This window comes from Escherichia sp. F1, from assembly GCF_046764225.1.
Taxonomy (GTDB): Bacteria; Pseudomonadota; Gammaproteobacteria; order Enterobacterales; family Enterobacteriaceae; genus Escherichia; species Escherichia coli.
On the sequence record NZ_CP177202.1, the window covers coordinates 176,304 to 201,043 of the forward strand.

The 24,740-nt window shown below is 51.1% G+C and carries 23 protein-coding genes, 1 tRNA gene and 1 other RNA gene; 16 read left to right on the top strand and 9 right to left on the bottom strand.

From position 1 onward, the window contains the following. Nucleotides 1-35: 35 nt before the first annotated feature. Entirely contained in the window at nucleotides 36-1,031 is a 996-nt protein-coding gene (wecH, locus tag ACK8NJ_RS00765; protein ID WP_001182663.1) for an O-acetyltransferase WecH, read from the bottom strand. A gap of 174 nt (nucleotides 1,032-1,205) precedes the next feature. Here wecH and ACK8NJ_RS00770 point away from each other — a divergent pair, with 174 nt between their 5' ends. The 4 genes from ACK8NJ_RS00770 to hokA all read left to right on the top strand — a co-directional run bounded on the left by ACK8NJ_RS00770 (nucleotide 1,206) and on the right by hokA (nucleotide 5,073). Next, nucleotides 1,206-1,514, top strand: coding sequence for a YsaB family lipoprotein (locus tag ACK8NJ_RS00770; protein WP_000980158.1), 309 nt, complete (start codon nucleotides 1,206-1,208; stop codon nucleotides 1,512-1,514). A gap of 94 nt (nucleotides 1,515-1,608) precedes the next feature. Continuing rightward, nucleotides 1,609-2,520, top strand: a complete 912-nt coding sequence (glyQ, locus tag ACK8NJ_RS00775) for a glycine--tRNA ligase subunit alpha (protein ID WP_001168544.1) — start codon at nucleotides 1,609-1,611, stop codon at nucleotides 2,518-2,520. Between the two features lie 9 nt (nucleotides 2,521-2,529). Further along, nucleotides 2,530-4,599 (top strand): glycine--tRNA ligase subunit beta, encoded by a 2,070-nt coding sequence (gene glyS / locus ACK8NJ_RS00780; RefSeq protein WP_001291786.1) that lies wholly within the window; start codon nucleotides 2,530-2,532, stop codon nucleotides 4,597-4,599. Nucleotides 4,600-4,920: 321 nt separating this feature from the next. Next, entirely contained in the window at nucleotides 4,921-5,073 is a 153-nt protein-coding gene (gene hokA, locus ACK8NJ_RS00785) for a type I toxin-antitoxin system toxin HokA (RefSeq protein WP_001135738.1), read from the top strand. Here the strand turns inward: hokA and ACK8NJ_RS00790 are convergent. From ACK8NJ_RS00790 to ACK8NJ_RS00800, 3 genes are all read right to left on the bottom strand, one after another. Next, entirely contained in the window at nucleotides 5,050-5,121 is a 72-nt protein-coding gene (locus ACK8NJ_RS00790) for a hypothetical protein (RefSeq protein WP_336477598.1), read from the bottom strand. The two genes, hokA and ACK8NJ_RS00790, sit on opposite strands and share 24 nt — an antisense overlap. Before the next feature lie 139 nt (nucleotides 5,122-5,260). Beyond that, on the bottom strand, nucleotides 5,261-5,473 hold the full coding sequence (gene cspE / locus ACK8NJ_RS00795; RefSeq protein ID WP_000014594.1) for a transcription antiterminator/RNA stability regulator CspE: 213 nt from the start codon (nucleotides 5,471-5,473) through the stop codon (nucleotides 5,261-5,263). Between the two features lie 280 nt (nucleotides 5,474-5,753). Next, complete coding sequence (locus ACK8NJ_RS00800; RefSeq protein WP_000455798.1) at nucleotides 5,754-6,044, bottom strand: HTH-type transcriptional regulator; 291 nt, start codon at nucleotides 6,042-6,044, stop codon at nucleotides 5,754-5,756. 433 nt (nucleotides 6,045-6,477) lie between these two features. Here ACK8NJ_RS00800 and ACK8NJ_RS00805 point away from each other — a divergent pair, with 433 nt between their 5' ends. Further along, nucleotides 6,478-7,188 carry a DUF3053 domain-containing protein gene (locus tag ACK8NJ_RS00805; protein ID WP_000190516.1) on the top strand — a complete coding sequence of 237 codons (711 nt, stop codon included), beginning with the start codon at nucleotides 6,478-6,480 and terminating at the stop codon, nucleotides 7,186-7,188. Nucleotides 7,189-7,237: 49 nt separating this feature from the next. On the opposite strand, the gene ghrB is transcribed toward ACK8NJ_RS00805, so the two are convergent. Together ghrB and ACK8NJ_RS00815 are read right to left on the bottom strand one after the other, a co-directional pair. Further along, the gene (gene ghrB, locus ACK8NJ_RS00810; protein ID WP_000805027.1) at nucleotides 7,238-8,212 is read right to left on the bottom strand and encodes a glyoxylate/hydroxypyruvate reductase GhrB; all 975 of its coding nucleotides are present in this window, start codon (nucleotides 8,210-8,212) and stop codon (nucleotides 7,238-7,240) included. Nucleotides 8,213-8,315: 103 nt separating this feature from the next. Then, nucleotides 8,316-8,975: an OmpA family lipoprotein gene (locus ACK8NJ_RS00815; protein ID WP_000747625.1), complete on the bottom strand. Its 660-nt coding sequence runs from the start codon at nucleotides 8,973-8,975 to the stop codon at nucleotides 8,316-8,318. 152 nt (nucleotides 8,976-9,127) lie between these two features. On the opposite strand from ACK8NJ_RS00815, the gene bisC reads away from it, so the two are divergent. Beyond that, nucleotides 9,128-11,461, top strand: a complete 2,334-nt coding sequence (bisC, locus tag ACK8NJ_RS00820; RefSeq protein ID WP_411962042.1) for a biotin sulfoxide reductase — start codon at nucleotides 9,128-9,130, stop codon at nucleotides 11,459-11,461. Here the strand turns inward: bisC and ACK8NJ_RS00825 are convergent. Further along, nucleotides 11,430-11,870, bottom strand: coding sequence for an N-acetyltransferase (locus ACK8NJ_RS00825; protein WP_000617470.1), 441 nt, complete (start codon nucleotides 11,868-11,870; stop codon nucleotides 11,430-11,432). The genes bisC and ACK8NJ_RS00825 overlap by 32 nt on opposite strands. Further along, nucleotides 11,867-12,430, bottom strand: coding sequence for a DNA-3-methyladenine glycosylase I (tag, locus tag ACK8NJ_RS00830; protein WP_000438962.1), 564 nt, complete (start codon nucleotides 12,428-12,430; stop codon nucleotides 11,867-11,869). Before tag ends, ACK8NJ_RS00825 begins: the two co-directional genes overlap by 4 nt. Before the next feature lie 157 nt (nucleotides 12,431-12,587). Between tag and ACK8NJ_RS00835 the strand changes: the two genes are divergently transcribed. The 10 genes from ACK8NJ_RS00835 to dppF all read left to right on the top strand — a co-directional run bounded on the left by ACK8NJ_RS00835 (nucleotide 12,588) and on the right by dppF (nucleotide 23,387). Continuing rightward, a complete protein-coding gene (locus ACK8NJ_RS00835; RefSeq protein WP_059341680.1) occupies nucleotides 12,588-13,286 on the top strand; it encodes an autotransporter outer membrane beta-barrel domain-containing protein in 699 nt (232 codons plus the stop codon). 228 nt (nucleotides 13,287-13,514) lie between these two features. Next, the gene (locus tag ACK8NJ_RS00840) at nucleotides 13,515-14,723 is read left to right on the top strand and encodes an L-lactate MFS transporter (RefSeq protein ID WP_411962043.1); all 1,209 of its coding nucleotides are present in this window, start codon (nucleotides 13,515-13,517) and stop codon (nucleotides 14,721-14,723) included. 323 nt (nucleotides 14,724-15,046) lie between these two features. Further along, entirely contained in the window at nucleotides 15,047-16,738 is a 1,692-nt protein-coding gene (eptB, locus tag ACK8NJ_RS00845; RefSeq protein WP_001269195.1) for a kdo(2)-lipid A phosphoethanolamine 7''-transferase, read from the top strand. 91 nt (nucleotides 16,739-16,829) lie between these two features. Further along, nucleotides 16,830-16,906, top strand: a tRNA-Pro gene (locus ACK8NJ_RS00850). 33 nt (nucleotides 16,907-16,939) lie between these two features. Next, nucleotides 16,940-17,074: non-coding RNA, RtT sRNA (locus ACK8NJ_RS00855), on the top strand. A 628-nt stretch (nucleotides 17,075-17,702) separates the two neighbouring features. After that, nucleotides 17,703-19,310: a dipeptide ABC transporter substrate-binding protein DppA gene (dppA, locus tag ACK8NJ_RS00860; RefSeq protein ID WP_001222876.1), complete on the top strand. Its 1,608-nt coding sequence runs from the start codon at nucleotides 17,703-17,705 to the stop codon at nucleotides 19,308-19,310. 150 nt (nucleotides 19,311-19,460) lie between these two features. Next, nucleotides 19,461-20,480 (top strand): dipeptide ABC transporter permease DppB, encoded by a 1,020-nt coding sequence (gene dppB / locus ACK8NJ_RS00865; protein WP_000938855.1) that lies wholly within the window; start codon nucleotides 19,461-19,463, stop codon nucleotides 20,478-20,480. A gap of 9 nt (nucleotides 20,481-20,489) precedes the next feature. After that, the gene (gene dppC / locus ACK8NJ_RS00870; protein ID WP_411962044.1) at nucleotides 20,490-21,392 is read left to right on the top strand and encodes a dipeptide ABC transporter permease DppC; all 903 of its coding nucleotides are present in this window, start codon (nucleotides 20,490-20,492) and stop codon (nucleotides 21,390-21,392) included. A 10-nt stretch (nucleotides 21,393-21,402) separates the two neighbouring features. Continuing rightward, nucleotides 21,403-22,386 carry a dipeptide ABC transporter ATP-binding protein gene (gene dppD / locus ACK8NJ_RS00875; RefSeq protein WP_256270623.1) on the top strand — a complete coding sequence of 328 codons (984 nt, stop codon included), beginning with the start codon at nucleotides 21,403-21,405 and terminating at the stop codon, nucleotides 22,384-22,386. Further along, a complete protein-coding gene (gene dppF / locus ACK8NJ_RS00880; RefSeq protein WP_411962045.1) occupies nucleotides 22,383-23,387 on the top strand; it encodes a dipeptide ABC transporter ATP-binding subunit DppF in 1,005 nt (334 codons plus the stop codon). The genes dppD and dppF overlap by 4 nt, the downstream gene beginning before the upstream one ends. A 29-nt stretch (nucleotides 23,388-23,416) precedes the next feature. Here dppF and ACK8NJ_RS00885 read toward each other — a convergent pair whose 3' ends face one another. Then, nucleotides 23,417-24,688 carry an aromatic amino acid transport family protein gene (locus ACK8NJ_RS00885; protein ID WP_001313380.1) on the bottom strand — a complete coding sequence of 424 codons (1,272 nt, stop codon included), beginning with the start codon at nucleotides 24,686-24,688 and terminating at the stop codon, nucleotides 23,417-23,419. Nucleotides 24,689-24,740 lie beyond the last annotated feature (52 nt).

The window sequence follows — 24,740 nt, forward strand, 5'->3', positions numbered from 1 at the left end:
TAAGCCCGGTCAGTCCAATGTGACCGGGCTTTTATTTAACTCACTAGTCTGTTTCTGTCGATTCGTTGTACCAGCATAGAAAGTAACAAACTCGCTGCCAACGTCGCGCAAAAGATCCAAATAATATCGAGTATTGGCCAGTTTTTAAGCTCAATCCCCCGGGTGCGCAGTGCATGGATAATCAAGGCGTGGAATCCGTATATACCCAACGAATGGCGGGAGATTAAGCCAAGTCCACGAACGGTACGCGTATCCAGCGTGTTTTTAACCAGAGTCAATAGCGTGATTGCGCAGATAAAAACCATCGGCCCACAGTAAAGATACCAGGTATCGGCAAAATTTCCGCGCCACTGCAATTCATATAATGTCCCGCGAGAGATAATAAAAACCCCCGTCACAAACAGTGCGGCGCACACCCACGACAGTGCTTTATGCTGTGTGTCCATCATCCCTATAGCGCGGCCCAACATGCCATACAGGATGTAGTAAAAAGTATCGCCATTGATATATAAGTTAATTGGCAGCCATTCAAAACCGTCAATTTTCTGCGGCACTGTGTTTGGGTTAGCGATAATGCCAATCACCACCATTAGCACCAGCAACATTTTTCCGCCGACGTTCTTCACCTGAATCAGCGGTGAAACCAGATAAATCACCGCAATCGCGAAGAAAAACCACAAGTGGTAAAACACTGGCTTTTGCAGCAGGTTTTTCAGCGCTAACTCCATATTGATGGAGGTAAACAGCGCAATGTAGAGCAGTGCGATTGCGCTATAAAAAAGCAGACATAAGCCGATACGCAAGAAATGGCGCGGCTGGGCGCTGCGTTCGCCAAAAAAGAGATAGCCGGAAATCATGAAAAATAGCGGCACGCTGACACGAGAGGCAGAATTCAGAACATTGGCGATATCCCATGTGACGGGGCTAACACTATGAGCATTGGTCACATACCAGGTAGTGGTGTGAATCATCACCACCATTAAACACGCTATCCCTCGCAGGTTATCAATCCAGTAAATTTTGGGCTGCATCTGTGTCTCTGTATCTGGTTAAAAAAAGTCTGACCGATAAATCATTCGGTTGGCGCACTGGAATAATCTGAGTTTTATCACTACAGCTTATAGAGGCTTAAGGAAATTCGTAAGATATCAGCCACTATACCGATATAAATAATAAGACTCACCTGCAAACCAGACGGTAATTTAATGATGATGAACTCTTTCTTTCCGGCAATGGCGCTTATGGTGCTTATGGCGCTAGTGGGTTGTTCTACACCGCCACCCGTGCAGAAAGCACAACGGGTAAAGGTTGATCCTCTGCGTTCGTTGAATATGGAAGGGCTATGCAAAGATCAGGCGGCAAAACGCTATAATACAGGTGCGCAAAAAATCGACGTCACCGCATTTGAACAGTTCCAGGGGAGCTACGAAATGCGCGGTTATACCTTCCGTAAAGAGCAGTTTGTCTGTTCTTTTGACGCAGATGGCCATTTTTTGCATCTTTCCATGCGTTAAGCCCTGCTTTTTCCCGTTTCGTACTGTATATCTTCCATCCAGCGGGTATACTGATCCCTTCCTTTAAATCCACACGTATCCAGCACGAAATAATATGCAAAAGTTTGATACCAGGACCTTCCAGGGCTTGATCCTGACCTTACAGGATTACTGGGCTCGCCAGGGCTGCACCATTGTTCAACCATTGGACATGGAAGTCGGCGCGGGAACCTCTCACCCAATGACCTGTCTGCGCGCGCTGGGGCCAGAACCGATGGCGGCTGCTTATGTTCAGCCTTCTCGTCGCCCGACCGATGGTCGCTACGGCGAAAACCCCAACCGTTTACAGCACTACTATCAGTTCCAGGTGGTCATTAAGCCATCGCCGGACAATATTCAGGAGCTGTACCTTGGTTCTCTGAAAGAGCTGGGCATGGACCCGACCATCCACGACATCCGTTTCGTGGAAGATAACTGGGAAAACCCGACGCTGGGTGCCTGGGGGCTGGGCTGGGAAGTGTGGCTGAACGGCATGGAAGTGACGCAGTTCACTTACTTCCAGCAGGTTGGTGGTCTGGAGTGTAAACCGGTTACCGGCGAGATCACCTACGGTCTGGAACGTCTGGCAATGTACATTCAGGGCGTAGACAGCGTTTACGACCTGGTCTGGAGCGACGGCCCGCTGGGTAAAACCACCTACGGCGACGTGTTCCATCAGAACGAAGTGGAGCAGTCCACTTACAACTTCGAATACGCGGATGTGGACTTCCTGTTCACCTGCTTTGAGCAGTACGAGAAAGAAGCGCAGCAGCTGCTGGCGCTGGAAAATCCGCTGCCGCTGCCAGCCTACGAGCGTATTCTGAAAGCCGCCCACAGCTTCAACCTGCTGGATGCGCGTAAAGCCATCTCCGTCACCGAGCGTCAGCGCTACATTCTGCGCATTCGCACCCTGACCAAAGCAGTGGCAGAAGCATACTACGCTTCCCGTGAAGCCCTCGGCTTCCCGATGTGCAACAAAGATAAGTAAGAGGCGGCTATGTCTGAGAAAACTTTTCTGGTGGAAATTGGCACTGAAGAGCTGCCACCAAAAGCACTGCGCAGCCTGGCTGAGTCCTTTGCTGCGAACTTTACTGCGGAGCTGGATAACGCTGGCCTCGCACACGGCACCGTTCAATGGTTTGCTGCTCCGCGTCGTCTGGCGCTGAAAGTAGCTAACCTGGCGGAAGCGCAACCGGATCGTGAAATCGAAAAACGCGGCCCGGCGATTGCTCAGGCGTTCGACGCTGAAGGCAAACCGAGCAAAGCGGCAGAAGGCTGGGCGCGTGGTTGCGGTATTACCGTAGACCAGGCTGAGCGTCTGACTACCGATAAAGGTGAATGGCTGCTGTATCGCGCCCACGTGAAGGGCGAAAGCACCGAAGCACTGCTGCCGAATATGGTTGCGACTTCGCTGGCGAAACTGCCGATCCCGAAACTGATGCGCTGGGGCGCAAGCGACGTGCACTTCGTGCGTCCGGTGCACACCGTGACTCTGTTGCTGGGCGACAAAGTTATTCCGGCTACCATTCTGGGCATTCAGTCCGATCGCGTAATTCGCGGCCACCGCTTTATGGGCGAGCCGGAATTCACTATCGACAATGCCGATCAGTATCCGGAAATTCTGCGTGAGCGCGGGAAAGTCATCGCCGATTACGAAGAACGTAAGGCGAAGATTAAAGCCGATGCCGAAGAAGCGGCGCGTAAGATTGGCGGTAACGCTGACTTAAGCGAAAGCCTGTTGGAAGAAGTGGCTTCGCTGGTGGAATGGCCGGTTGTGCTGACCGCAAAATTCGAAGAGAAATTCCTCGCGGTGCCGTCTGAAGCGCTGGTTTACACCATGAAAGGTGACCAGAAATACTTCCCGGTGTATGCGAACGACGGCAAACTGCTGCCGAACTTTATCTTCGTTGCCAATATCGAATCGAAAGATCCGCAGCAAATTATCTCTGGTAACGAGAAAGTCGTTCGTCCACGTTTGGCGGATGCCGAGTTCTTCTTCAACACCGACCGTAAAAAACGTCTGGAAGATAACCTGCCGCGCCTGCAAACCGTGTTGTTTCAGCAACAGCTGGGTACACTGCGCGACAAAACTGACCGCATCCAGGCGCTGGCTGGCTGGATTGCTGAACAGATTGGCGCTGACGTTAACCACGCTACCCGTGCGGGCCTGCTGTCTAAGTGTGACCTGATGACCAACATGGTCTTCGAGTTCACCGACACCCAGGGCGTTATGGGGATGCACTACGCGCGTCACGATGGCGAAGCGGAAGATGTCGCGGTGGCGCTGAATGAGCAGTATCAGCCGCGCTTTGCCGGTGATGACCTGCCGTCCAATCCGGTAGCCTGTGCGTTGGCGATCGCTGACAAGATGGATACTCTGGCGGGTATCTTCGGTATCGGTCAGCATCCGAAAGGCGACAAAGACCCGTTTGCGCTGCGTCGTGCCGCACTTGGCGTGCTGCGTATTATCGTTGAGAAGAACCTCAACCTTGATCTGCAAACGCTGACCGAAGAAGCGGTGCGTCTGTATGGCGATAAGCTGACTAATGCCAACGTAGTTGATGATGTTATCGACTTTATGCTCGGTCGCTTCCGCGCCTGGTATCAGGACGAAGGTTATACCGTTGATACCATCCAGGCGGTACTGGCGCGTCGTCCGACTCGTCCGGCAGATTTCGATGCCCGTATGAAGGCGGTATCGCACTTCCGTACCCTGGATGCAGCTGCTGCACTGGCGGCGGCGAACAAGCGTGTATCTAACATTCTGGCGAAGTCTGACGAAGTGCTGAGCGATCGCGTGAATGCTTCTACTCTGAAAGAGCCGGAAGAAATTAAACTGGCGATGCAGGTGGTTGTGCTGCGCGATAAACTGGAGCCGTACTTTGCTGAAGGTCGTTACCAGGATGCGCTGGTCGAACTGGCTGAGCTGCGTGAACCGGTTGATGCCTTCTTCGATAAAGTGATGGTCATGGTTGATGACAAAGAATTGCGTATCAACCGTTTGACCATGCTGGAGAAACTGCGCGAACTGTTCCTGCGCGTTGCGGATATTTCGCTGTTACAGTAATAACGCCGTTATTAAAAAGCCTGCCATCTGGCAGGCTTTTTTATCGCTAAATAATAGAGCAACCTTTAATAATCTTCTGCTGAATAAAGATTGTCTCATATATTAATTTTATGAGATTTTTTTAGGATTATATCAAGGAGAAGAAACGAACTTATTAAGCTAGAATAGCTGCGGGTGCTTGAGACTGTTTGTCTCAGGTATTCACCGAAAGGCAGACAGAGAAAAGCCCCACCTGACTATAAATCAAAGTGAGGCTACCCTATGCCTGAACACCATAAGGTTAGCCTCTTACTCGTTGGAAATCAACACAGGGGGCTGGGAATGCCGCAGAAATATAGATTACTTTCTTTAATAGTGATTTGTTTCACGCTTTTATTTTTCACCTGGATGATAAGAGATTCACTGTGTGAATTGCATATTAAACAGGGGAGTTATGAGCTGGCGGCATTTTTAGCCTGCAATTTGAAAGAGTAAGAGTTTTCGGCGGGAAGTTATTCCCGCCTTTCTTACGGCGTTGCGCATTCTCATTGCACCCAAATTTATTTTTCACAAAAATAATAATAGATTTTATTACGCGATCGATTATTTATTTCCTGAAAAACAAATAAAAAAATCCCCGCCAAATGGCAGGGATCTTAGATTCTGTGCTTTTAAGCAGAGATTACAGGCTGGTTACGTTACCAGCTGCCGGGCCTTTAGCGCCGCTTTCGATGGTGAAGGACACTTTCTGACCTTCGTCCAGAGATTTGTAACCATCGTTCTGGATAGCAGAGAAGTGTACGAACACGTCTTTAGAGCCATCGTCAGGAGTGATGAAGCCGAAGCCTTTGTCAGCGTTGAACCATTTTACGATACCAGTCATTTTACCGGACATAGTGTATTACCTTTAATAATTAAGTGTGCCTTTCGGCGATATGGCGTGCTTTACAGATTTTGAAGCGTTAAAGGAATGTGCACTACGAGGGGTATCAACGATAACTCTTGAAGGGACTTGCCTTACTACACTGCTTTAATGGTCTGTACGTCAAACCGTTGATGTGCATTAAGCCACGCATTGGCGGGTGATGCAACAATTATTTTTCATATTTATGATTAATCGGTTGGAAAACGGTCCTGTCATCAGGACCGTAAACAGCAATAAAGTGGATAAAAGTCTATTCCATCAACTGCTTACTTAATGCCGGGTTGGCTTGAATCAAACGCATCAATTTTAGTTCGGCACTTGAAGGCTTCACGCGTCTGGATTCCCATTCCTTTACCATGGCGACTGATACGCCCAAAACCCGGGCGAAATCATCGATTTTTAATCCTGTCCCTTTTCGTAACTGCTCAATTTCGGTACAGGATGTTGTTCTGTGCGTCAGGGTAATTTTCTGCGTTTCATCTTTAAAAACAATCTGTTCCAGGCTGCTCAACAGCTCATGCATTGGATCTTTATATTCCATTGAAAACTCCTCAAATCACACTGCGGGATCGTGAATTGCATCGAAGCTCATTAAGAATAGTCGGGAAAAACAGACACAGCGGGGTGTAGTCAGGGCATGCTCTGGCTATGATTCGATTCAGCCAGTCATTTAGCGTGACTTATAGCCACCTAACGATCTGATAAATGCCGATATATCTCTTACCACTCCCGGTTTGTAAAGATTTCGAAAATCTAACGTTCTGAGAAGGCGTAAATCTCTGGCAACAAAAAAAGCAACGGCACTATCATTTTTTAACAATGAAACAACAAATTAACCTTGTTTCATTTTCTCCATGATTTTACCAGGAAGATTACGTAGAAAGGGTATCCTGCAAGCCTGTCCTGGACTATCCTTGTCACGTCAGACACGCGTGTGTCGTTGTGCGCTTTTTTTGGGTGAAAGGAGTAAGAAAATGGCGACAGGAAAGTCCTGCTCTCGCTGGTTTGCGCCTCTTGCGGCGTTATTAATGGTAGTTAGCCTGAGTGGGTGTTTTGATAAAGAAGGCGATCAGCGTAAAGCGTTTATCGACTTCCTGCAGAATACAGTGATGCGTAGCGGTGAACGTCTACCAACCCTGACTGCCGATCAGAAAAAACAGTTTGGTCCTTTTGTCTCTGATTACGCGATTCTGTATGGTTATTCTCAGCAGGTGAATCAGGCGATGGATTCCGGTCTGCGCCCGGTTGTAGACAGCGTTAACGCAATTCGCGTACCGCAGGATTACGTTACGCAAAGCGGCCCACTGCGTGAAATGAACGGTTCTCTGGGTGTACTGGCGCAACAGCTGCAAAATGCGAAGTTGCAGGCCGATGCTGCGCACTCTGCGCTAAAACAGAGCGATGACCTGAAACCGGTCTTCGATCAGGCATTCACCAAAGTGGTAACGACGCCAGCTGATGCGTTGCAACCGTTGATTCCGGCGGCACAAACTTTCACGCAACAACTGGTGATGGTTGGAGACTACATTGCCCAGCAAGGTACTCAGGTGAGCTTTGTAGCAAATGGCATCCAGTTCCCGACGTCACAGCAGGCAAGTGAATATAACAAACTGATTGCGCCATTACCGGCACAGCATCAGGCGTTTAATCAGGCCTGGACTACAGCAGTTACTGCAACCCAATAAAGAGTAAAAGCCCGAGCGATTATCGGGCTTTACTCCACGCAGTCGCGGCTTAGTCCGCGACGTGCGGATTCACACAGTTCTTCTCAACCTTTCCTTGTAACGCATCAATCAAATTATCCACGGCACAGGCGGCCATGCCATAACGCGTCTCATGAGTGGCAGATCCAATATGCGGTACTGCGACGACGTTGGCCATTGAGAGCAACGGCGAATCTACAGACAGTGGCTCTTGTTCGAAGACATCCAGCCCGGCAGCGTGAATTTCCCCTTTCTGCAATGCAGCAATCAGTGCATTTTCATCAACCACCGGGCCACGTCCGGCATTAATGAATATGGCGGAGGATTTCATTTTGGCGAATTGTTCTGCGCCAAACAGATGATGCGTTTCATCAGTTAACGGCAGGATCAGGCAAACGAAATCTGACTCTTGTAACAGTGTATCCAAATCGCAGTAGCGGGCGTTGAAGCGTTCTTCTGCTTCTTTATGGTGGCGGCGCGCGTTATAGAGGATGGGCATGTTGAAGCCAAAGTGCGCACGTTGTGCCAGCGCCATGCCGATCCGTCCCATCCCGACAATGCCCAGTGTTTTATGGTGAACGTCAGTGCCATACCAGTCCGGGCCTATGCTCGCGGTCCATTCGCCTGCTTTTACCCGTTCTGCTACCTCCACAACACGACGAGCGGTAGACAACACCAGCGCCATCAGCGTATCGGCGACGGTTTCTGTTAATACGGTTGGCGTGTGCATCAGCAGAATTTTTCGGGCGGTAAGCGCATCGACATCAAAATTGTCATAGCCTACGGAGATCGTTGATGTGGCACGCAGTTTCGGCATTTTTTCCAGCAATGCGGCATCAACATTCTCGTTTGAACCCAGTAAACCTTCAGCTTCGGCAAAAATTGCTGCATTTTGTTCGACGGTTTGTGGGCTGAGGTTTGCCACCTGGTGAACGGTGAAATGCTCTTGCAGGCGTTGCAGTAAATCATCAGGTAAGGCTTTGTAGAGGATAACGGACGGCTTCATGCTTCTCTCCATTCACTGATAAGGCGATCACCTTAGCCTGAAATATGATGAAGGAAAACTGAAGAATGCCAGGTGATTTTTGCATCACCTGGCATGAAAGGGATTACAGCGGGCTTAAGGTAATTTCTACACGGCGGTTTTGCGCCTTACCTTCTGCGGTGCTGTTGCTGGCGATTGGGTTAGCCGGGCCAAGGCCCTGAGTACGGATGCGGCTGGCGTCCACGCCCTGGGTGATCAACGCGCTGGCAACGGAATCCGCACGCTGCTGGGAGAGACGCATGTTCAGGTCGTGCCCACCCGTGCTATCGGTATAACCAATCACGTTAACCGCCGTTTTCGGATACTCTTTCAGCACCATTGCCACGCCGGTCAGGGTGTTAGCGCCTGCCGGTTTCAGGGTCGCGCTGCTGCTGTCGAAGGTCACATTGTTCGGCATATTGAGGATAATGTTATCCCCGCTGCGGGTTACGCTAACACCAGTGCCGCGCATTTTGTCACGCAGCTTCGCTTCCTGCACATCCATGTAATAACCAACGCCGCCGCCCAGAGCTGCACCCGCTGCTGCGCCAATCAGCGCGCCTTTACCGCGATCTTTCTTCGAAGAAGAGAGCGCACCAATACCTGCGCCAACGAGAGAGCCCAGACCTGCGCCGATAGCAGATTTACCTGCTTCGCGTTCGCCGGTGTAAGGGTTAGTTGTGCAGCCAGATACCGCCAGAGCGCCACTCACTACGGCGGCAATAAGATAAACACGTTTCTTCATTGTTAATCCTTAATAACCTTTTTATTCTTTGCCACGGGTTCCGTGGCGGGAGATTATGCCGCGTGAACATGAAGATTATTCCTGGGAATACTCGGAAATTTGTAAGTAATATTTAACTGCTCAATACATCTAACCTTTCAGGAGTCTTCGGTTTGGCCAACTCATCCTCACGATATTCCGTTCTGACTGCCGCCCACTGGGGGCCCATGCTGGTTGAAACCGACGGCGAAACCGTGCTTAGCTCGCGTGGCGCGTTAACCACAGGAATGGAAAACTCCTTGCAGAGCGCGGTTCGCGACCAGGTTCACAGCAATACGCGGGTACGATTTCCAATGGTGCGCAAAGGCTTTCTTGCGTCACCGGAAAAACCGCAAGGCATTCGCGGGCAGGATGAATTTGTTCGTGTGAGTTGGGATGAGGCGCTGGATCTTATTCACCAACAACATAAACGCATTCGTGAGGCTTATGGTCCGGCATCGATTTTTGCTGGTTCCTACGGCTGGCGTTCAAACGGCGTGCTGCATAAGGCCTCGACATTATTACAACGCTATATGGCGCTGGCAGGCGGTTATACCGGGCATCTGGGGGATTATTCGACCGGCGCGGCACAGGCGATCATGCCGTATGTCGTGGGTGGCAGCGAAGTTTATCAACAGCAAACCAGTTGGCCGCTGGTGCTGGAATATAGCGATGTTGTGGTGCTGTGGAGTGCTAATCCACTCAATACGCTGAAAATTGCTTGGAATGCATCCGATGAGCAGGGGCTTTCTTACTTTTCCGCACTGCGTGACAGCGGGAAAAAGCTGATCTGCATTGATCCAATGCGATCGGAAACCGTCGATTTCTTTGGCGATAAAATGGAGTGGGTGGCACCGCACATGGGCACCGATGTTGCGCTGATGCTGGGGATCGCCCATACGCTGGTGGAAAATGGTTGGCACGACGAAGCGTTTCTGGCGCGTTGCACCACCGGTTATGCCGTCTTCGCCTCTTATTTGCTGGGCGAGAGTGACGGAATAGCCAAAACCGCCGAATGGGCGGCAGGGATTTGTGGGGTTAACGCAGAGAAAATCCGCGAGCTGGCGGCTCTTTTCCACCAAAACACGACCATGCTGATGGCTGGCTGGGGAATGCAGCGTCAACAGTTTGGTGAGCAAAAACATTGGATGATCGTCACGCTGGCGGCAATGTTGGGGCAAATCGGCACACCCGGCGGCGGTTTTGGTCTTTCTTATCATTTTGCCAATGGTGGTAACCCCACGCGGCGTTCTGCGGTGCTCTCTTCCATGCAGGGCAGCTTGCCTGGCGGCACCGATGCGGTAGATAAAATCCCTGTTGCCCGCATTGTTGAAGCACTGGAAAACCCTGGTGGCGCATATCAACACAACGGTATGAACCGACATTTCCCGGATATTCGTTTTATCTGGTGGGCGGGCGGTGCCAACTTTACTCATCATCAGGATACCAATCGCCTGATCCGTGCCTGGCAAAAACCGGAGCTGGTGGTGATCTCTGAATGCTTCTGGACGGCTGCGGCGAAACACGCGGATATCGTTCTGCCTGCGACTACCTCTTTTGAGCGTAATGATCTCACCATGACCGGTGATTACAGTAATCAGCATCTGGTGCCGATGAAACAAGTGGTGCCGCCACGTTATGAAGCGCGTAATGATTTTGATGTCTTTGCCGAGTTGAGTGAGCGTTGGGAGAAGGGCGGCTATGCGCGGTTTACGGAAGGAAAAAGTGAGCTGCAATGGCTGGAAACGTTTTATAACGTTGCCCGGCAACGCGGGGCAAGCCAGCAGGTTGAATTGCCGCCATTTGCTGAGTTCTGGCAAGCCAACCAGTTAATTGAGATGCCGGAAAACCCGGACAGCGAGCGGTTTATTCGCTTCGCCGATTTTCGCCGCGATCCGCAGGCGCATCCATTAAAAACCGCCAGCGGCAAGATTGAAATCTTCTCGCAGCGTATTGCCGATTACGCTTATCCGGATTGCCCTGGGCATCCAATGTGGCTGGAGCCGGACGAATGGCAGGGCAATGCCGAACCGGAACAGTTGCAGGTACTTTCTGCTCATCCGGCACATCGTCTGCATAGCCAGCTGAATTACAGTTCTCTGCGCGAATTGTACGCGGTGGCAAATCGTGAGCCTGTCACCATTCATCCTGACGATGCCCAGGCGCGCGGCATACAAGATGGCGATATTGTTCGGTTGTGGAACGCACGCGGGCAAATTCTTGCCGGAGCGGTCATTAGCGAGGGAATTAAACCTGGCGTGATTTGTATTCATGAAGGGGCATGGCCGGATCTGGATTTAACCGCTGACGGTATTTGTAAAAACGGCGCGGTGAACGTTCTGACCAAAGATCTCCCCAGCTCGCGGCTGGGGAATGGCTGTGCGGGTAATACGGCGCTGGCATGGCTGGAAAAATACAACGGTCCGGAACTGACACTTACAGCGTTTGAACCACCGGCCAGCTCATAATCCAGGTGGGTAGTTGGGTTTCATCCTGCCATGCGCAGTCGACAATGTGAAAACCCTGCGCATGGTAAAAATCTATCGCCGGTTGATTTTTTTGATAAACCTCCAGCATCAGATGGGGATGGCGCTGCTGCACATACTGCATTAGCGCCTTACCAATACCGCGTCTGACGGCCTTCGGTGCGACAAACATTGCAGCCAGAAATCGGCCTTCCATAATGCTGACAAAACCGAGAAGCTTACCGTCTTCTTCCCAGACCCAGTTTTGCGCGTTGGCAAGATAGGCATCCCGCACCAGCGGAATGCAATCACGCCAGTAATTCGCTTTTATAAAGGGATGCCCCCAGGTTGTACTTTCCAGCCACAGTTCGAGGATCGCGGGGAGTTCTGAACGTTGCGCTTCCCGAATCATGGTTTATTTCCCGGATAGCAACAGCAGCCAACCACATGATCATTCACCAGCCCACATGCCTGCATAAAGGAGTAACAGATTGTGGTACCAACAAACTTAAAACCACGCTTTTTCAGGGCTTTAGATAGAGCGTCGGAGGCGGGCGTAGATGTAGGGATTTCGCTCAACGTTGTGGCTTGTGTCACCTGTGGTTGATGATTGACAAACGACCAGACAAAGTCGGCAAACGGTTCGCCGTTCTGTTCCATTTGCAGGTACGCCCGCGCATTACCAATAATTGCCTGAATTTTCCCGCGATGGCGGATAATCCCGGCGTCCTGTACCAGTCTTTCGACATCCTCTTCCTGCATTGCAGCCACCTTCACCGGATCGAACTGATGAAAGCTGGCGCGATAGTTTTCGCGTTTTTTGAGGACGGTGATCCACGATAATCCAGCCTGCTGCCCTTCAAGGCAGATCATTTCGAACAGTTTTTTACTGTCAGTTTCAGGCACGCCCCATTCATTATCATGGTAGGCAATATAAAGCGGGTCCTGACTCACCCAGCCGCAACGTTCCATACTTTCCCTCGCTATGTACCCGATCGTAAAAATTTCAGCAGCTTTTCTTGACGCATCGGTGAAAAAGTCAATATTTAATACAGGGCTACTATGCCCGATATCCTTCATACAATGACAATAATATTGCCGAATTCGGCTCTTCCCTGGAGTCGTGTTAATGATCATAAAAAAAAGCGGTGGTCGCTGGCAGCTAAGCCTGCTGGTGAGCGTGGTAATCAGTGCCTTTTTTCTCAACACAGCTTACGCCTGGCAACAAGAATATATCGTTGATACGCAACCCGGACATTCCACAGAGCGTTACACCTGGGATAGTGATCATCAACCTGATTACAACGATATTTTGTCGCAACGTATTCAAAGTAGCCAAAGGGCGCTGGGACTGGAAGTCAATCTGGCGGAAGAAACCCCTGTGGATGTCACAAGTAGTATGAGTATGGGCTGGAATTTTCCTTTATATCAACAGGTTACAACCGGTCCGGTCGCGGTATTACATTACGATGGCACAACCACCTCGATGTATAACGAGTTTGGCGACAGTACTACCACGCTGACCGATCCGTTATGGCATGCCAGCGTGAGTACTTTAGGCTGGCGTGTTGACTCCCGGCTTGGCGATCTCCGACCCTGGGCGCAAATCAGCTATAACCAGCAATTTGGCGAGAATATCTGGAAGGCGCAATCAGGCCTGAGCCGGATGACGGCGACAAACCAGAACGGCAACTGGCTGGATGTCACCGTAGGCGCTGATATGTTGCTCAATCAAAATATTGCTGCCTATGCTGCGCTATCTCAGGCAGAAAATACCACTAACAATAGCGACTATCTGTATACGATGGGGGTTAGTGCCAGATTTTAACGTTATAGATACAATTGAAACCATTGGATAACAACAGTTGTGGCGATAGTGGGTGCTAACTTACTAAATAATAAATTTGGTGAATAATTGTCGAGTCATTCATTCCTGAACTAATGCATTTCATTCCGTTCTGATGGCATTTCATGCCGTTTTTCCCCAGGCATAAAGTGCACTTCGTTATGGTTGTCAGCAGAGATTTTTCCTTTTTATTACTGCAGGAATACTGCCATGACACCTTCAAATTATCAGCGTACCCGCTGGTTGACACTCATCGGTACTATCATTACCCAGTTTGCCCTTGGGTCGGTTTATACCTGGAGCCTGTTTAACGGCGCGCTTTCTGCCAAGCTGGATGCGCCGGTAAGCCAGGTCGCTTTCTCTTTCGGCTTGTTAAGTCTGGGGCTGGCAATTTCATCTTCTGTTGCGGGGAAATTACAGGAACGTTTTGGCGTTAAACGCGTCACTATGGCTTCCGGCATTTTGCTGGGATTAGGCTTCTTCCTGACAGCGCATTCTGACAACCTGATGATGCTGTGGTTAAGCGCCGGTGTGCTGGTCGGTCTGGCGGATGGCGCGGGTTACCTGCTGACGCTCTCTAACTGCGTGAAGTGGTTCCCGGAGCGTAAAGGTCTGATCTCCGCGTTCGCTATCGGTTCTTATGGTCTGGGTAGCCTGGGTTTCAAATTTATCGACGCGCAGCTGCTGGAAACGGTGGGTCTGGAAAAAACATTTGTGATTTGGGGAGCGATTGCGCTGGTGATGATTGTTTTCGGCGCAACGTTAATGAAAGACGCACCAAAACAGGAAGTGAAAACCAGCAATGGTGTCGTGGAGAAAGATTACACGCTGGCAGAGTCGATGCGTAAACCGCAGTACTGGATGTTAGCGGTAATGTTCCTGACTGCCTGCATGAGCGGCCTGTACGTGATTGGGGTAGCGAAAGATATAGCCCAAAGTCTGGCGCATCTTGATGCAATTTCCGCAGCCAATGCTGTGACGGTTATTTCCATCGCCAACCTTTCAGGTCGTCTGGTTCTGGGGATACTGTCTGACAAAATCGCCCGAATCCGTGTTATCACCATTGGTCAGGTGATTTCGCTGGTGGGTATGGCGGCCCTGCTGTTTGCACCATTGAATGCAGTGACGTTCTTTGCAGCGATTGCCTGCGTGGCGTTTAACTTTGGCGGCACCATTACCGTTTTCCCGTCACTGGTCAGTGAGTTCTTCGGCCTCAATAACCTGGCGAAAAACTACGGTGTGATTTATCTCGGTTTCGGTATCGGCAGCATTTGTGGGTCGATTATCGCCTCACTGTTTGGCGGGTTCTATGTGACGTTCTATGTCATCTTTGCTCTGCTGATTCTGTCATTGGCGCTTTCTACGACCATTCGCCAGCCAGAGCAGAAAATGTTGCGTGAGGCGCATGGCTCCCTTTAATGCTCAGCCGTGAGCTACTGGGCTTCAGCTTCAGTGTGCATCAAACGCATCAACGAAATGTATAAACAATAACGCGTAAAATTTGGGCCAGTTAACTGGCCCTTTTTACTGCTTTTTGTAACGCTAAAGTCTCTTTTCAAACTTGCATTTTTGTAAATTTGTGCTTCGTGCACACTCTTTCCCCACACTTTTTCCCTTTGCTGTGGTCTACTTATTCGCGCGTGTAGATTTTACTTATCTGACTACCTCCGCACTTTTCCCCTGCCTGGCCTGAAAAGCCACTAAGCAGGGTGTTATCACCTGTTTGCCCAGGGTTTGTTTGCATGAGATACATCAAATCGATTACACAGCAGAAGCTGAGCTTTTTGCTTGCAATCTATATTGGCCTTTTTATGAATGGCGCGGTTTTTTACCGCCGCTTCGGCAGCTATGCGCACGATTTTACCGTCTGGAAAGGCATTTCTGCTGTTGTTGAACTGGCCGCCACCGTACTGGTGACCTTCTTTTTACTACGTCTTCTTTCGCTGTTTGGCCGCCGCAGCTGGCGTATTCTGGCATCGCTAGTTGTGCTCTTTTCCGCCGGTGCCAGCTATTACATGACCTTCCTTAATGTGGTCATTGGTTATGGCATCATCGCTTCCGTCATGACCACCGATATCGACCTGTCAAAAGAAGTTGTTGGTCTGAACTTTATTCTCTGGTTAATCGCCGTTAGCGCATTGCCTCTTATCCTTATCTGGAATAACCGCTGTCGCTACACCTTGCTCCGACAACTGCGAACCCCAGGGCAGCGTATTCGCAGCCTGGCGGTCGTCGTACTGGCGGGTATTATGGTTTGGGCACCGATTCGTTTGCTGGATATCCAGCAGAAGAAAGTGGAGAGGGCGACCGGCGTTGATTTGCCCAGCTATGGCGGCGTCGTAGCGAACTCTTATCTGCCATCAAACTGGCTTTCTGCGTTGGGGTTGTATGCCTGGGCGCGGGTCGATGAATCTTCCGATAATAATTCATTGCTTAATCCGGCGAAGAAATTCACTTATCAGGCACCGCAAAACGTTGATGACACTTATGTCGTGTTTATCATCGGTGAAACCACGCGTTGGGACCATATGGGCATTTTCGGCTATGAGCGTAATACCACGCCGAAGCTGGCCCAGGAGAAAAATCTGGCGGCGTTCCGTGGCTATTCTTGTGACACGGCGACCAAACTTTCTCTGCGTTGCATGTTTGTACGAGAGGGTGGAGCGGAAGATAATCCGCAGCGCACATTAAAAGAACAGAACATTTTCGCGGTGCTGAAGCAGTTAGGATTCAGTTCTGACCTCTACGCTATGCAGAGCGAAATGTGGTTCTACAGCAATACGATGGCGGACAACATTGCTTATCGTGAGCAGATTGGTGCGGAGCCACGTAACCGTGGCAAGCCGGTAGATGATATGTTGCTGGTAGACGAAATGCAGCAATCGCTGGGGCGCAACCCGGATGGTAAGCATCTGATCATTCTGCATACCAAAGGCTCACACTTTAACTACACCCAGCGTTACCCGCGCAGCTTTGCGCAGTGGAAGCCGGAATGTATTGGTGTTGATAGCGGCTGTACCAAAGCGCAGATGATCAACTCCTATGACAACTCGGTGACCTATGTGGATCACTTTATCTCCAGCGTGATTGATCAGGTTCGCGATAAGAAAGCGATTGTGTTCTACGCAGCTGACCACGGTGAGTCAATTAATGAACGCGAGCACCTGCACGGCACACCGCGTGAACTGGCACCGCCGGAGCAGTTCCGTGTGCCGATGATGGTCTGGATGTCAGATAAATATCTGGAAAATCCGGTCAATGCGCAGGCATTTGCGCAGCTGAAAAAAGAAGCCGACATGAAAGTGCCACGCCGTCACGTAGAGCTGTACGACACCATCATGGGGTGTCTTGGCTATACTTCACCTGATGGTGGAATTAACGAAAACAACAACTGGTGTCACATCCCGCAGGCAAAAGAGGCTGCGGCTAACTAAGCGGCCTGCTGACTTTCTCGCCGATCAAAAGGCATTTTGCTATTAAGGGATTGACGAGGGCGTATCTGCGCAGTAAGATGCGCCCCGCATTCGGTGATTGGCGCAGCCTGGTAGCGCACTTCGTTCGGGACGAAGGGGTCGGAGGTTCGAATCCTCTATCACCGACCAAATTCGAAAAGCCTGCTCAACGAGCAGGCTTTTTTGCATCTGCAGCTCATGAGGATGAGAACCTCCGGGGGCAGGGAGGTTCGACTCGAGCGAAGCGAGAGAACGTTGCGTCAGCAACGGCCCGCAGGGCGAGCCACGAAGTGGCGAGTAATCCTCTGGCACCGACCAAATTCGGCACCGCACTCATTGTGGGATACAGCGTATCCGTCTTATCCGATCTAAACGGCAACACACCACACATTTCCCTGCCAAATTTGCGCCCCATATCTCACTATTCATTAACGGATTTGTGACAGAAACCATTGTCTTTTTTTATATTTGCTTAAATCTTTTTTTGCGTTACTTATGACTGGCGCTGGCATTTTCCGCTGTGCGTTTTAGCGTTCATGGTATTAATCGCTCAGATATCCACCTTTTCCTCAGATTTTTTTCACAAAATGCATAAAACTTAATCACCAATTGTTGCTAAATATTAAGCTGATTGTTCTGGTCATGTTGGAGTAGCACAAATTTCTCTGCTGCAAATAGCTGTTTGAAGTTTTTTTAATCTTTGTTTGTGGATTCTCACCGTTGGTGTAAATCCCGGTTGGCTGTATTGACGTTTTCACATTCTGTTGACAGATTGTAGGTCACGAGGGGCATTTTATGGAGGATCCGCACTGTTACACTGATGTTAATTAGTACGGCATCCCCACCTCATAACGTTGACCCGACCGGGCAAAAAACAAAAAAGGTCAGGCAGCGACAACCCACTGCAAAGGGTTAAAACAACAAACATCACAATTGGAGCAGAATAATGCGTATTTCCTTGAAAAAGTCAGGGATGCTGAAGCTTGGTCTCAGCCTGGTGGCTATGACCGTCGCAGCAAGTGTTCAGGCTAAAACTCTGGTTTATTGCTCAGAAGGATCTCCGGAAGGGTTTAACCCGCAGTTGTTTACCTCCGGTACTACCTATGACGCCTCTTCCGTGCCGCTTTATAACCGCCTGGTTGAATTTAAAATCGGCACCACCGAAGTGATCCCGGGCCTCGCTGAAAAGTGGGAAGTCAGCGAAGACGGTAAAACCTATACCTTCCATCTGCGTAAAGGTGTGAAGTGGCACGACAATAAAGAATTCAAACCGACGCGCGAACTGAACGCCGATGACGTGGTGTTCTCGTTCGATCGTCAGAAAAACGCGCAAAACCCGTACCATAAAGTTTCTGGCGGTAGCTACGAATACTTTGAAGGCATGGGCTTGCCGGAGCTGATCAGCGAAGTGAAAAAGGTGGACGACAACACCGTTCAGTTTGTGCTGACTCGACCGGAAGCGCCGTTCCTCGCTGACCTGGCAATGGACTTCGCCTCTATTCTGTCAAAAGAATATGCTGACGCGATGATGAAAGCCGGTACACCGGAAAAACTGGACCTCAACCCAATCGGCACCGGTCCGTTCCAGTTACAGCAGTACCAAAAAGATTCCCGTATCCGCTACAAAGCGTTTGATGGCTACTGGGGCACCAAACCGCAGATCGATACGCTGGTTTTCTCTATTACCCCTGATGCTTCCGTGCGTTACGCGAAATTGCAGAAGAATGAATGCCAGGTGATGCCGTACCCGAACCCGGCAGATATCGCTCGCATGAAGCAGGATAAATCCATCAATCTGATGGAAATGCCGGGGCTTAACGTCGGCTATCTTTCATATAACGTGCAGAAAAAACCACTTGATGACGTGAAAGTTCGCCAGGCTCTGACCTACGCGGTGAACAAAGACGCTATCATCAAAGCGGTTTATCAGGGCGCGGGCGTGGCAGCGAAAAACCTGATCCCGCCAACCATGTGGGGCTATAACGACGACGTTCAGGACTACACCTACGATCCCGAAAAAGCGAAAGCCTTGCTGAAAGAAGCGGGCCTGGAAAAAGGCTTCTCCATCGACCTGTGGGCAATGCCGGTACAACGTCCGTATAACCCGAATGCTCGACGCATGGCAGAGATGATTCAGGCAGACTGGGCGAAAGTGGGCGTGCAGGCCAAAATTGTCACCTACGAATGGGGTGAGTATCTCAAGCGTGCGAAAGATGGCGAGCATCAGACGGTAATGATGGGCTGGACTGGCGACAACGGGGATCCGGATAACTTCTTCGCCACCCTGTTCAGCTGCGCCGCCTCTGAACAAGGCTCCAACTACTCAAAATGGTGCTACAAACCGTTTGAAGATCTGATTCAACCGGCGCGTGCTACCGACGACCATAACAAACGCGTTGAACTGTACAAGCAAGCGCAGGTGGTGATGCACGATCAGGCTCCGGCACTGATCATCGCTCACTCCACCGTGTTTGAACCGGTACGCAAAGAAGTTAAAGGCTATGTGGTTGATCCATTAGGCAAACATCACTTCGAAAACGTCTCTATCGAATAATTAAAAGCCATACCCGGTGGCGCTGTGCCTCTGCGTGCAGCGCCATCCGGCAGCAATACTTCATTCCCTGCCCGACCTGGGCGGGAATTGATTTGTGAGCAATACAGACACGCAGTTCCAGGCTGCGGGTCACTACAGAGAATCCGGGTTATGTTGCAGTTTATTCTCCGACGTTTGGGACTCGTCATCCCCACGTTTATCGGTATTACCCTTCTCACATTTGCCTTTGTCCACATGATCCCGGGCGATCCGGTGATGATCATGGCGGGCGAACGTGGGATCTCCCCAGAGCGTCACGCGCAGCTGCTGGCTGAACTCGGCTTAGATAAACCGATGTGGCAGCAGTATCTCCATTACATTTGGGGCGTTATGCATGGCGATCTAGGCATTTCAATGAAAAGCCGCATCCCGGTTTGGGAAGAGTTTGTGCCGCGCTTTCAGGCCACGCTGGAGCTTGGTGTCTGCGCGATGATTTTTGCGACTGCGGTCGGCATTCCGGTTGGTGTGCTGGCTGCGGTTAAACGCGGTTCCATTTTCGATCACACAGCGGTTGGCCTGGCGCTGACCGGCTACTCCATGCCGATCTTCTGGTGGGGCATGATGCTGATCATGCTGGTTTCGGTGCACTGGAACCTGACGCCTGTCTCCGGTCGGGTGAGCGACATGGTGTTCCTCGATGATTCCAATCCGTTAACCGGTTTTATGCTGATCGACACCGCCATCTGGGGTGAAGACGGTAACTTTATCGATGCCGTCGCCCATATGATCCTGCCCGCCATTGTGCTGGGTACGATACCGCTGGCGGTGATTGTGCGTATGACGCGCTCCTCGATGCTTGAAGTGCTGGGTGAAGATTATATCCGCACCGCGCGTGCCAAAGGGCTAACCCGGATGCGGGTGATTATCGTCCACGCGCTGCGTAACGCGATGCTGCCGGTAGTGACCGTTATCGGCCTTCAGGTGGGAACATTGCTGGCGGGGGCGATTCTGACCGAAACCATCTTCTCGTGGCCTGGTCTGGGGCGCTGGTTGATTGACGCACTGCAACGCCGCGACTATCCGGTAGTGCAGGGCGGCGTATTGCTGGTGGCGACGATGATTATCCTCGTCAACTTGCTGGTCGATCTGCTGTACGGCGTGGTGAACCCGCGTATTCGTCATAAGAAGTAAGGGGACATCATGTCAAAGGTTACTGAAAATAAAGTGATTAGCGCACCGGTGCCGATGACCCCGTTACAGGAGTTCTGGCACTATTTTAAACGCAACAAAGGCGCGGTCGTCGGGCTGGTTTACGTCGTCATCGTGCTGTTTATCGCGATCTTTGCCAACTGGATTGCACCCTATAACCCGGCGGAACAGTTCCGCGATGCACTGCTCGCCCCGCCAGCCTGGCAGGAAGGCGGCAGCATGGCGCACTTGCTGGGCACCGATGACGTAGGCCGCGATGTGCTGTCGCGTCTGATGTACGGTGCGCGATTGTCACTGCTGGTTGGCTGTCTGGTAGTTGTGTTATCGCTGATTATGGGCGTTATTCTCGGCCTGATCGCCGGTTACTTCGGCGGCCTGGTCGATAACATCATCATGCGCGTGGTCGATATCATGCTGGCGCTGCCAAGTCTGCTGTTGGCACTGGTGCTGGTGGCGATTTTCGGCCCGTCGATTGGTAACGCCGCGCTGGCGCTGACCTTCGTTGCCTTGCCGCACTATGTGCGCTTAACACGCGCCGCCGTGCTGGTGGAGGTGAATCGCGATTACGTTACCGCGTCTCGCGTGGCAGGTGCCGGGGCGATGCGTCAGATGTTTATTAACATCTTCCCGAACTGCCTTGCGCCTCTGATTGTTCAGGCGTCGCTCGGTTTCTCTAACGCCATTCTCGATATGGCTGCTCTTGGTTTCCTCGGCATGGGCGCGCAGCCGCCAACGCCGGAGTGGGGCACCATGCTCTCCGATGTGTTGCAGTTCGCGCAAAGCGCCTGGTGGGTCGTGACCTTCCCGGGTCTGGCGATCCTGCTGACGGTGCTGGCATTTAACCTGATGGGTGACGGTCTGCGTGACGCGCTCGATCCCAAACTGAAGCAGTAAGAGGTTCGAGATGGCGTTATTAAATGTAGATAAATTATCGGTGCATTTCGGCGACGAAAGCGCACCGTTCCGCGCCGTAGACCGCATCAGCTACAGCGTAAAACAGGGCGAAGTGGTCGGGATTGTGGGTGAGTCCGGCTCTGGTAAATCGGTCAGTTCGCTGGCGATTATGGGGCTGATTGATTATCCGGGCCGCGTAATGGCGGAAAAGCTGGAGTTTAACGGTCAGGATTTACAGCGTATCTCAGAAAAAGAGCGCCGCAACCTGGTGGGTGCCGAAGTGGCGATGATCTTCCAGGACCCGATGACCAGCCTTAACCCGTGCTACACCGTGGGTTTCCAGATTATGGAAGCGATAAAGGTGCATCAGGGCGGCAACAAAAGTACCCGCCGTCAGCGAGCGATTGACCTGCTGAATCAGGTCGGTATTCCCGATCCGGCATCGCGTCTGGATGTTTACCCGCATCAGCTTTCCGGCGGCATGAGCCAGCGCGTGATGATCGCCATGGCGATTGCCTGTCGGCCAAAGCTGCTGATTGCCGATGAACCAACCACTGCGCTGGACGTGACCATTCAGGCGCAAATCATTGAACTACTGCTGGAGCTACAGCAGAAAGAGAACATGGCGCTGGTGTTGATCACTCATGACCTGGCACTGGTGGCGGAAGCGGCACATAAAATCATCGTGATGTATGCAGGCCAGGTAGTAGAAACGGGCGATGCGCACGCTATCTTCCATGCGCCGCGTCACCCGTATACTCAGGCATTGCTGCGTGCGCTGCCGGAATTTGCTCAGGACAAAGAACGTCTGGCGTCGTTGCCAGGTGTCGTTCCCGGCAAGTACGACCGCCCGAACGGCTGCCTGCTTAACCCGCGCTGCCCCTACGCCACTGACAAATGCTGTGCTGAAGAACCGGCGCTGAATATGCTCGCTGACGGGCGTCAGTCCAAATGCCACTACCCACTTGATGATGCCGGGAGGCCGACACTATGAGTACGCAAGAGGCCACCTCGCAACAACCGCTGTTGCAGGCTATCGACCTGAAAAAACATTATCCGGTGAAGAAAGGTATGTTCGCGCCGGAACGTTTGGTTAAAGCGCTAGACGGCGTTTCGTTTAACCTTGAACGCGGCAAAACGCTGGCGGTAGTAGGGGAGTCTGGCTGCGGTAAATCGACCCTCGGTCGGTTGCTGACGATGATCGAAACGCCCACCGGTGGTGAACTGTATTACCAGGGGCAGGATCTGCTCAAGCACGATCCGCAGGCGCAGAAGCTGCGTCGGCAGAAAATCCAGATTGTCTTCCAGAACCCTTACGGTTCGCTGAACCCGCGTAAAAAAGTCGGGCAAATTCTTGAGGAGCCGCTGCTGATTAATACCAGCTTAAGCAAAGAACAGCGTCGGGAAAAAGCCCTGTCGATGATGGCGAAAGTCGGCCTGAAAACCGAACATTATGACCGCTATCCGCATATGTTCTCCGGCGGTCAGCGTCAGCGTATCGCCATTGCCCGAGGTCTGATGCTCGACCCGGATGTGGTGATTGCCGATGAGCCGGTTTCTGCGCTGGACGTCTCGGTGCGTGCGCAGGTGCTCAACCTGATGATGGATTTGCAGCAGGAGTTGGGGCTGTCTTATGTCTTTATCTCCCACGACCTGTCGGTTGTGGAGCACATTGCCGATGAAGTGATGGTGATGTACCTGGGCCGCTGCGTGGAGAAGGGAACGAAGGACCAAATCTTCAATAACCCGCGTCATCCGTACACTCAGGCGCTACTCTCCGCGACGCCGCGCCTGAACCCGGACGATCGCCGCGAGCGCATCAAGCTCACCGGTGAACTGCCAAGCCCGCTCAATCCACCGCCGGGCTGCGCGTTTAACGCCCGCTGTCGTCGGCGCTTCGGCCCCTGCCCCCAGTTGCAGCCGCAGCTAAAAGACTACGGCGGTCAACTGGTAGCTTGTTTTGCTGTTGATCAGGATGAAAATCCGCAGCGTTAACTCACAAAACCGGGGCCATGCGCTCCGGTTTACTCAATCAACTTCAACAGTGGCGACAAGCATAACAAAATGCCGTACAGCAGAATCAGCCAGGCTTTAAACCCGCGAAGTTTTTCCAGTTGTGCGACTTTATAGATCAGGAAAAATGGAATGAGGCACGACACAATGCCATATAACGGGCTTCCCAACTGAAAGAACACCAGCACCGATACACGAAACGAAACCCAAATCGTCAACGTAATGACGATAAAAGCGCAGATCGCCAGAGTCAGCATGCGTGAGTTAATTTTCTTGGTATCAATAATTCGGCTTAACAGATTGAGAATAATGCCTTTAATGGCCTCGTGGAAACCGAGATAAATGCCAAAGAATGCGGTCAGTACGGCAAAGATATTCAGCACCGTAGAGGTGATATGAATGATATGCCCAGGGATCACCTGCGCGGCCAGTGCCAGTGCCGAGATATTTTGTTCAAAGGCAGAAACGGCTTCTTCGTGGCTAATTGAGAAGGTAAACGAAAAGGCAAAAAACAGTATCACCGCGATGAGCGTGATATAACTAATTCGGTGGGTACGCAGCGCGAGCCGGGTTGCCAGTACTTTATCCGCTTCCCGTTTACGATAGGCAATATTCATTGGGTTAAGTACCTGAATAAATACTGCAGAAAAGAAGCAAAATGGAATGGTAAGCAGGACATCGCGGAAAAAGACGGAGGCTTGCGGGAAGGCGGTTATATTGGCGAAATTCCAGTGCGGGATCATCGCAAAACCGAACACGACAATAATCCCTACTTTGACCACCACCATTGGCCCAGAAATCTTAAACAGTAATCGTTCACCACCAGACGCAATCGCCACCAGTACGGCGAAAATAGCGACTTTATAAAGTAGAGATTGTGAAAGATCGGCATCGGTTAAACCGAAGGTTTTCAGGTACGAGGCGCTGTCGAAAACCACGGAGAGAGAGTAGATAAAAATCCCGTGGATAATCATCAAAAAGTAGATAACCCCGAGGAAAATTCCCCAGTTCTTCCCCAGGTAATGACTGATAATATCGGTGTAGTCATTACAGGAATCGCTTTCAGAAAGGGTTTTTAAATAAATGTCCTGCACTACCCAGGTGGCAGGATAAGCAATGATCGCTGCGGTAATAAATACCCAAATTCCCTTCAAGCCAATTTGTACTGGCATCAGCACGGTTCCGGCACCAATCGCCATGCCTATGCATAATAAAACCCAGCCGAAGTCGTAGCGTGTAAACGGCAATTTCTGATCGTGTTTCGGTAGTGTGTTGTGCTGCATAAAGTCCTGTCCAGAAAGAAGTCGGCCTCGCAAAAATGAATAAACCCAGTTT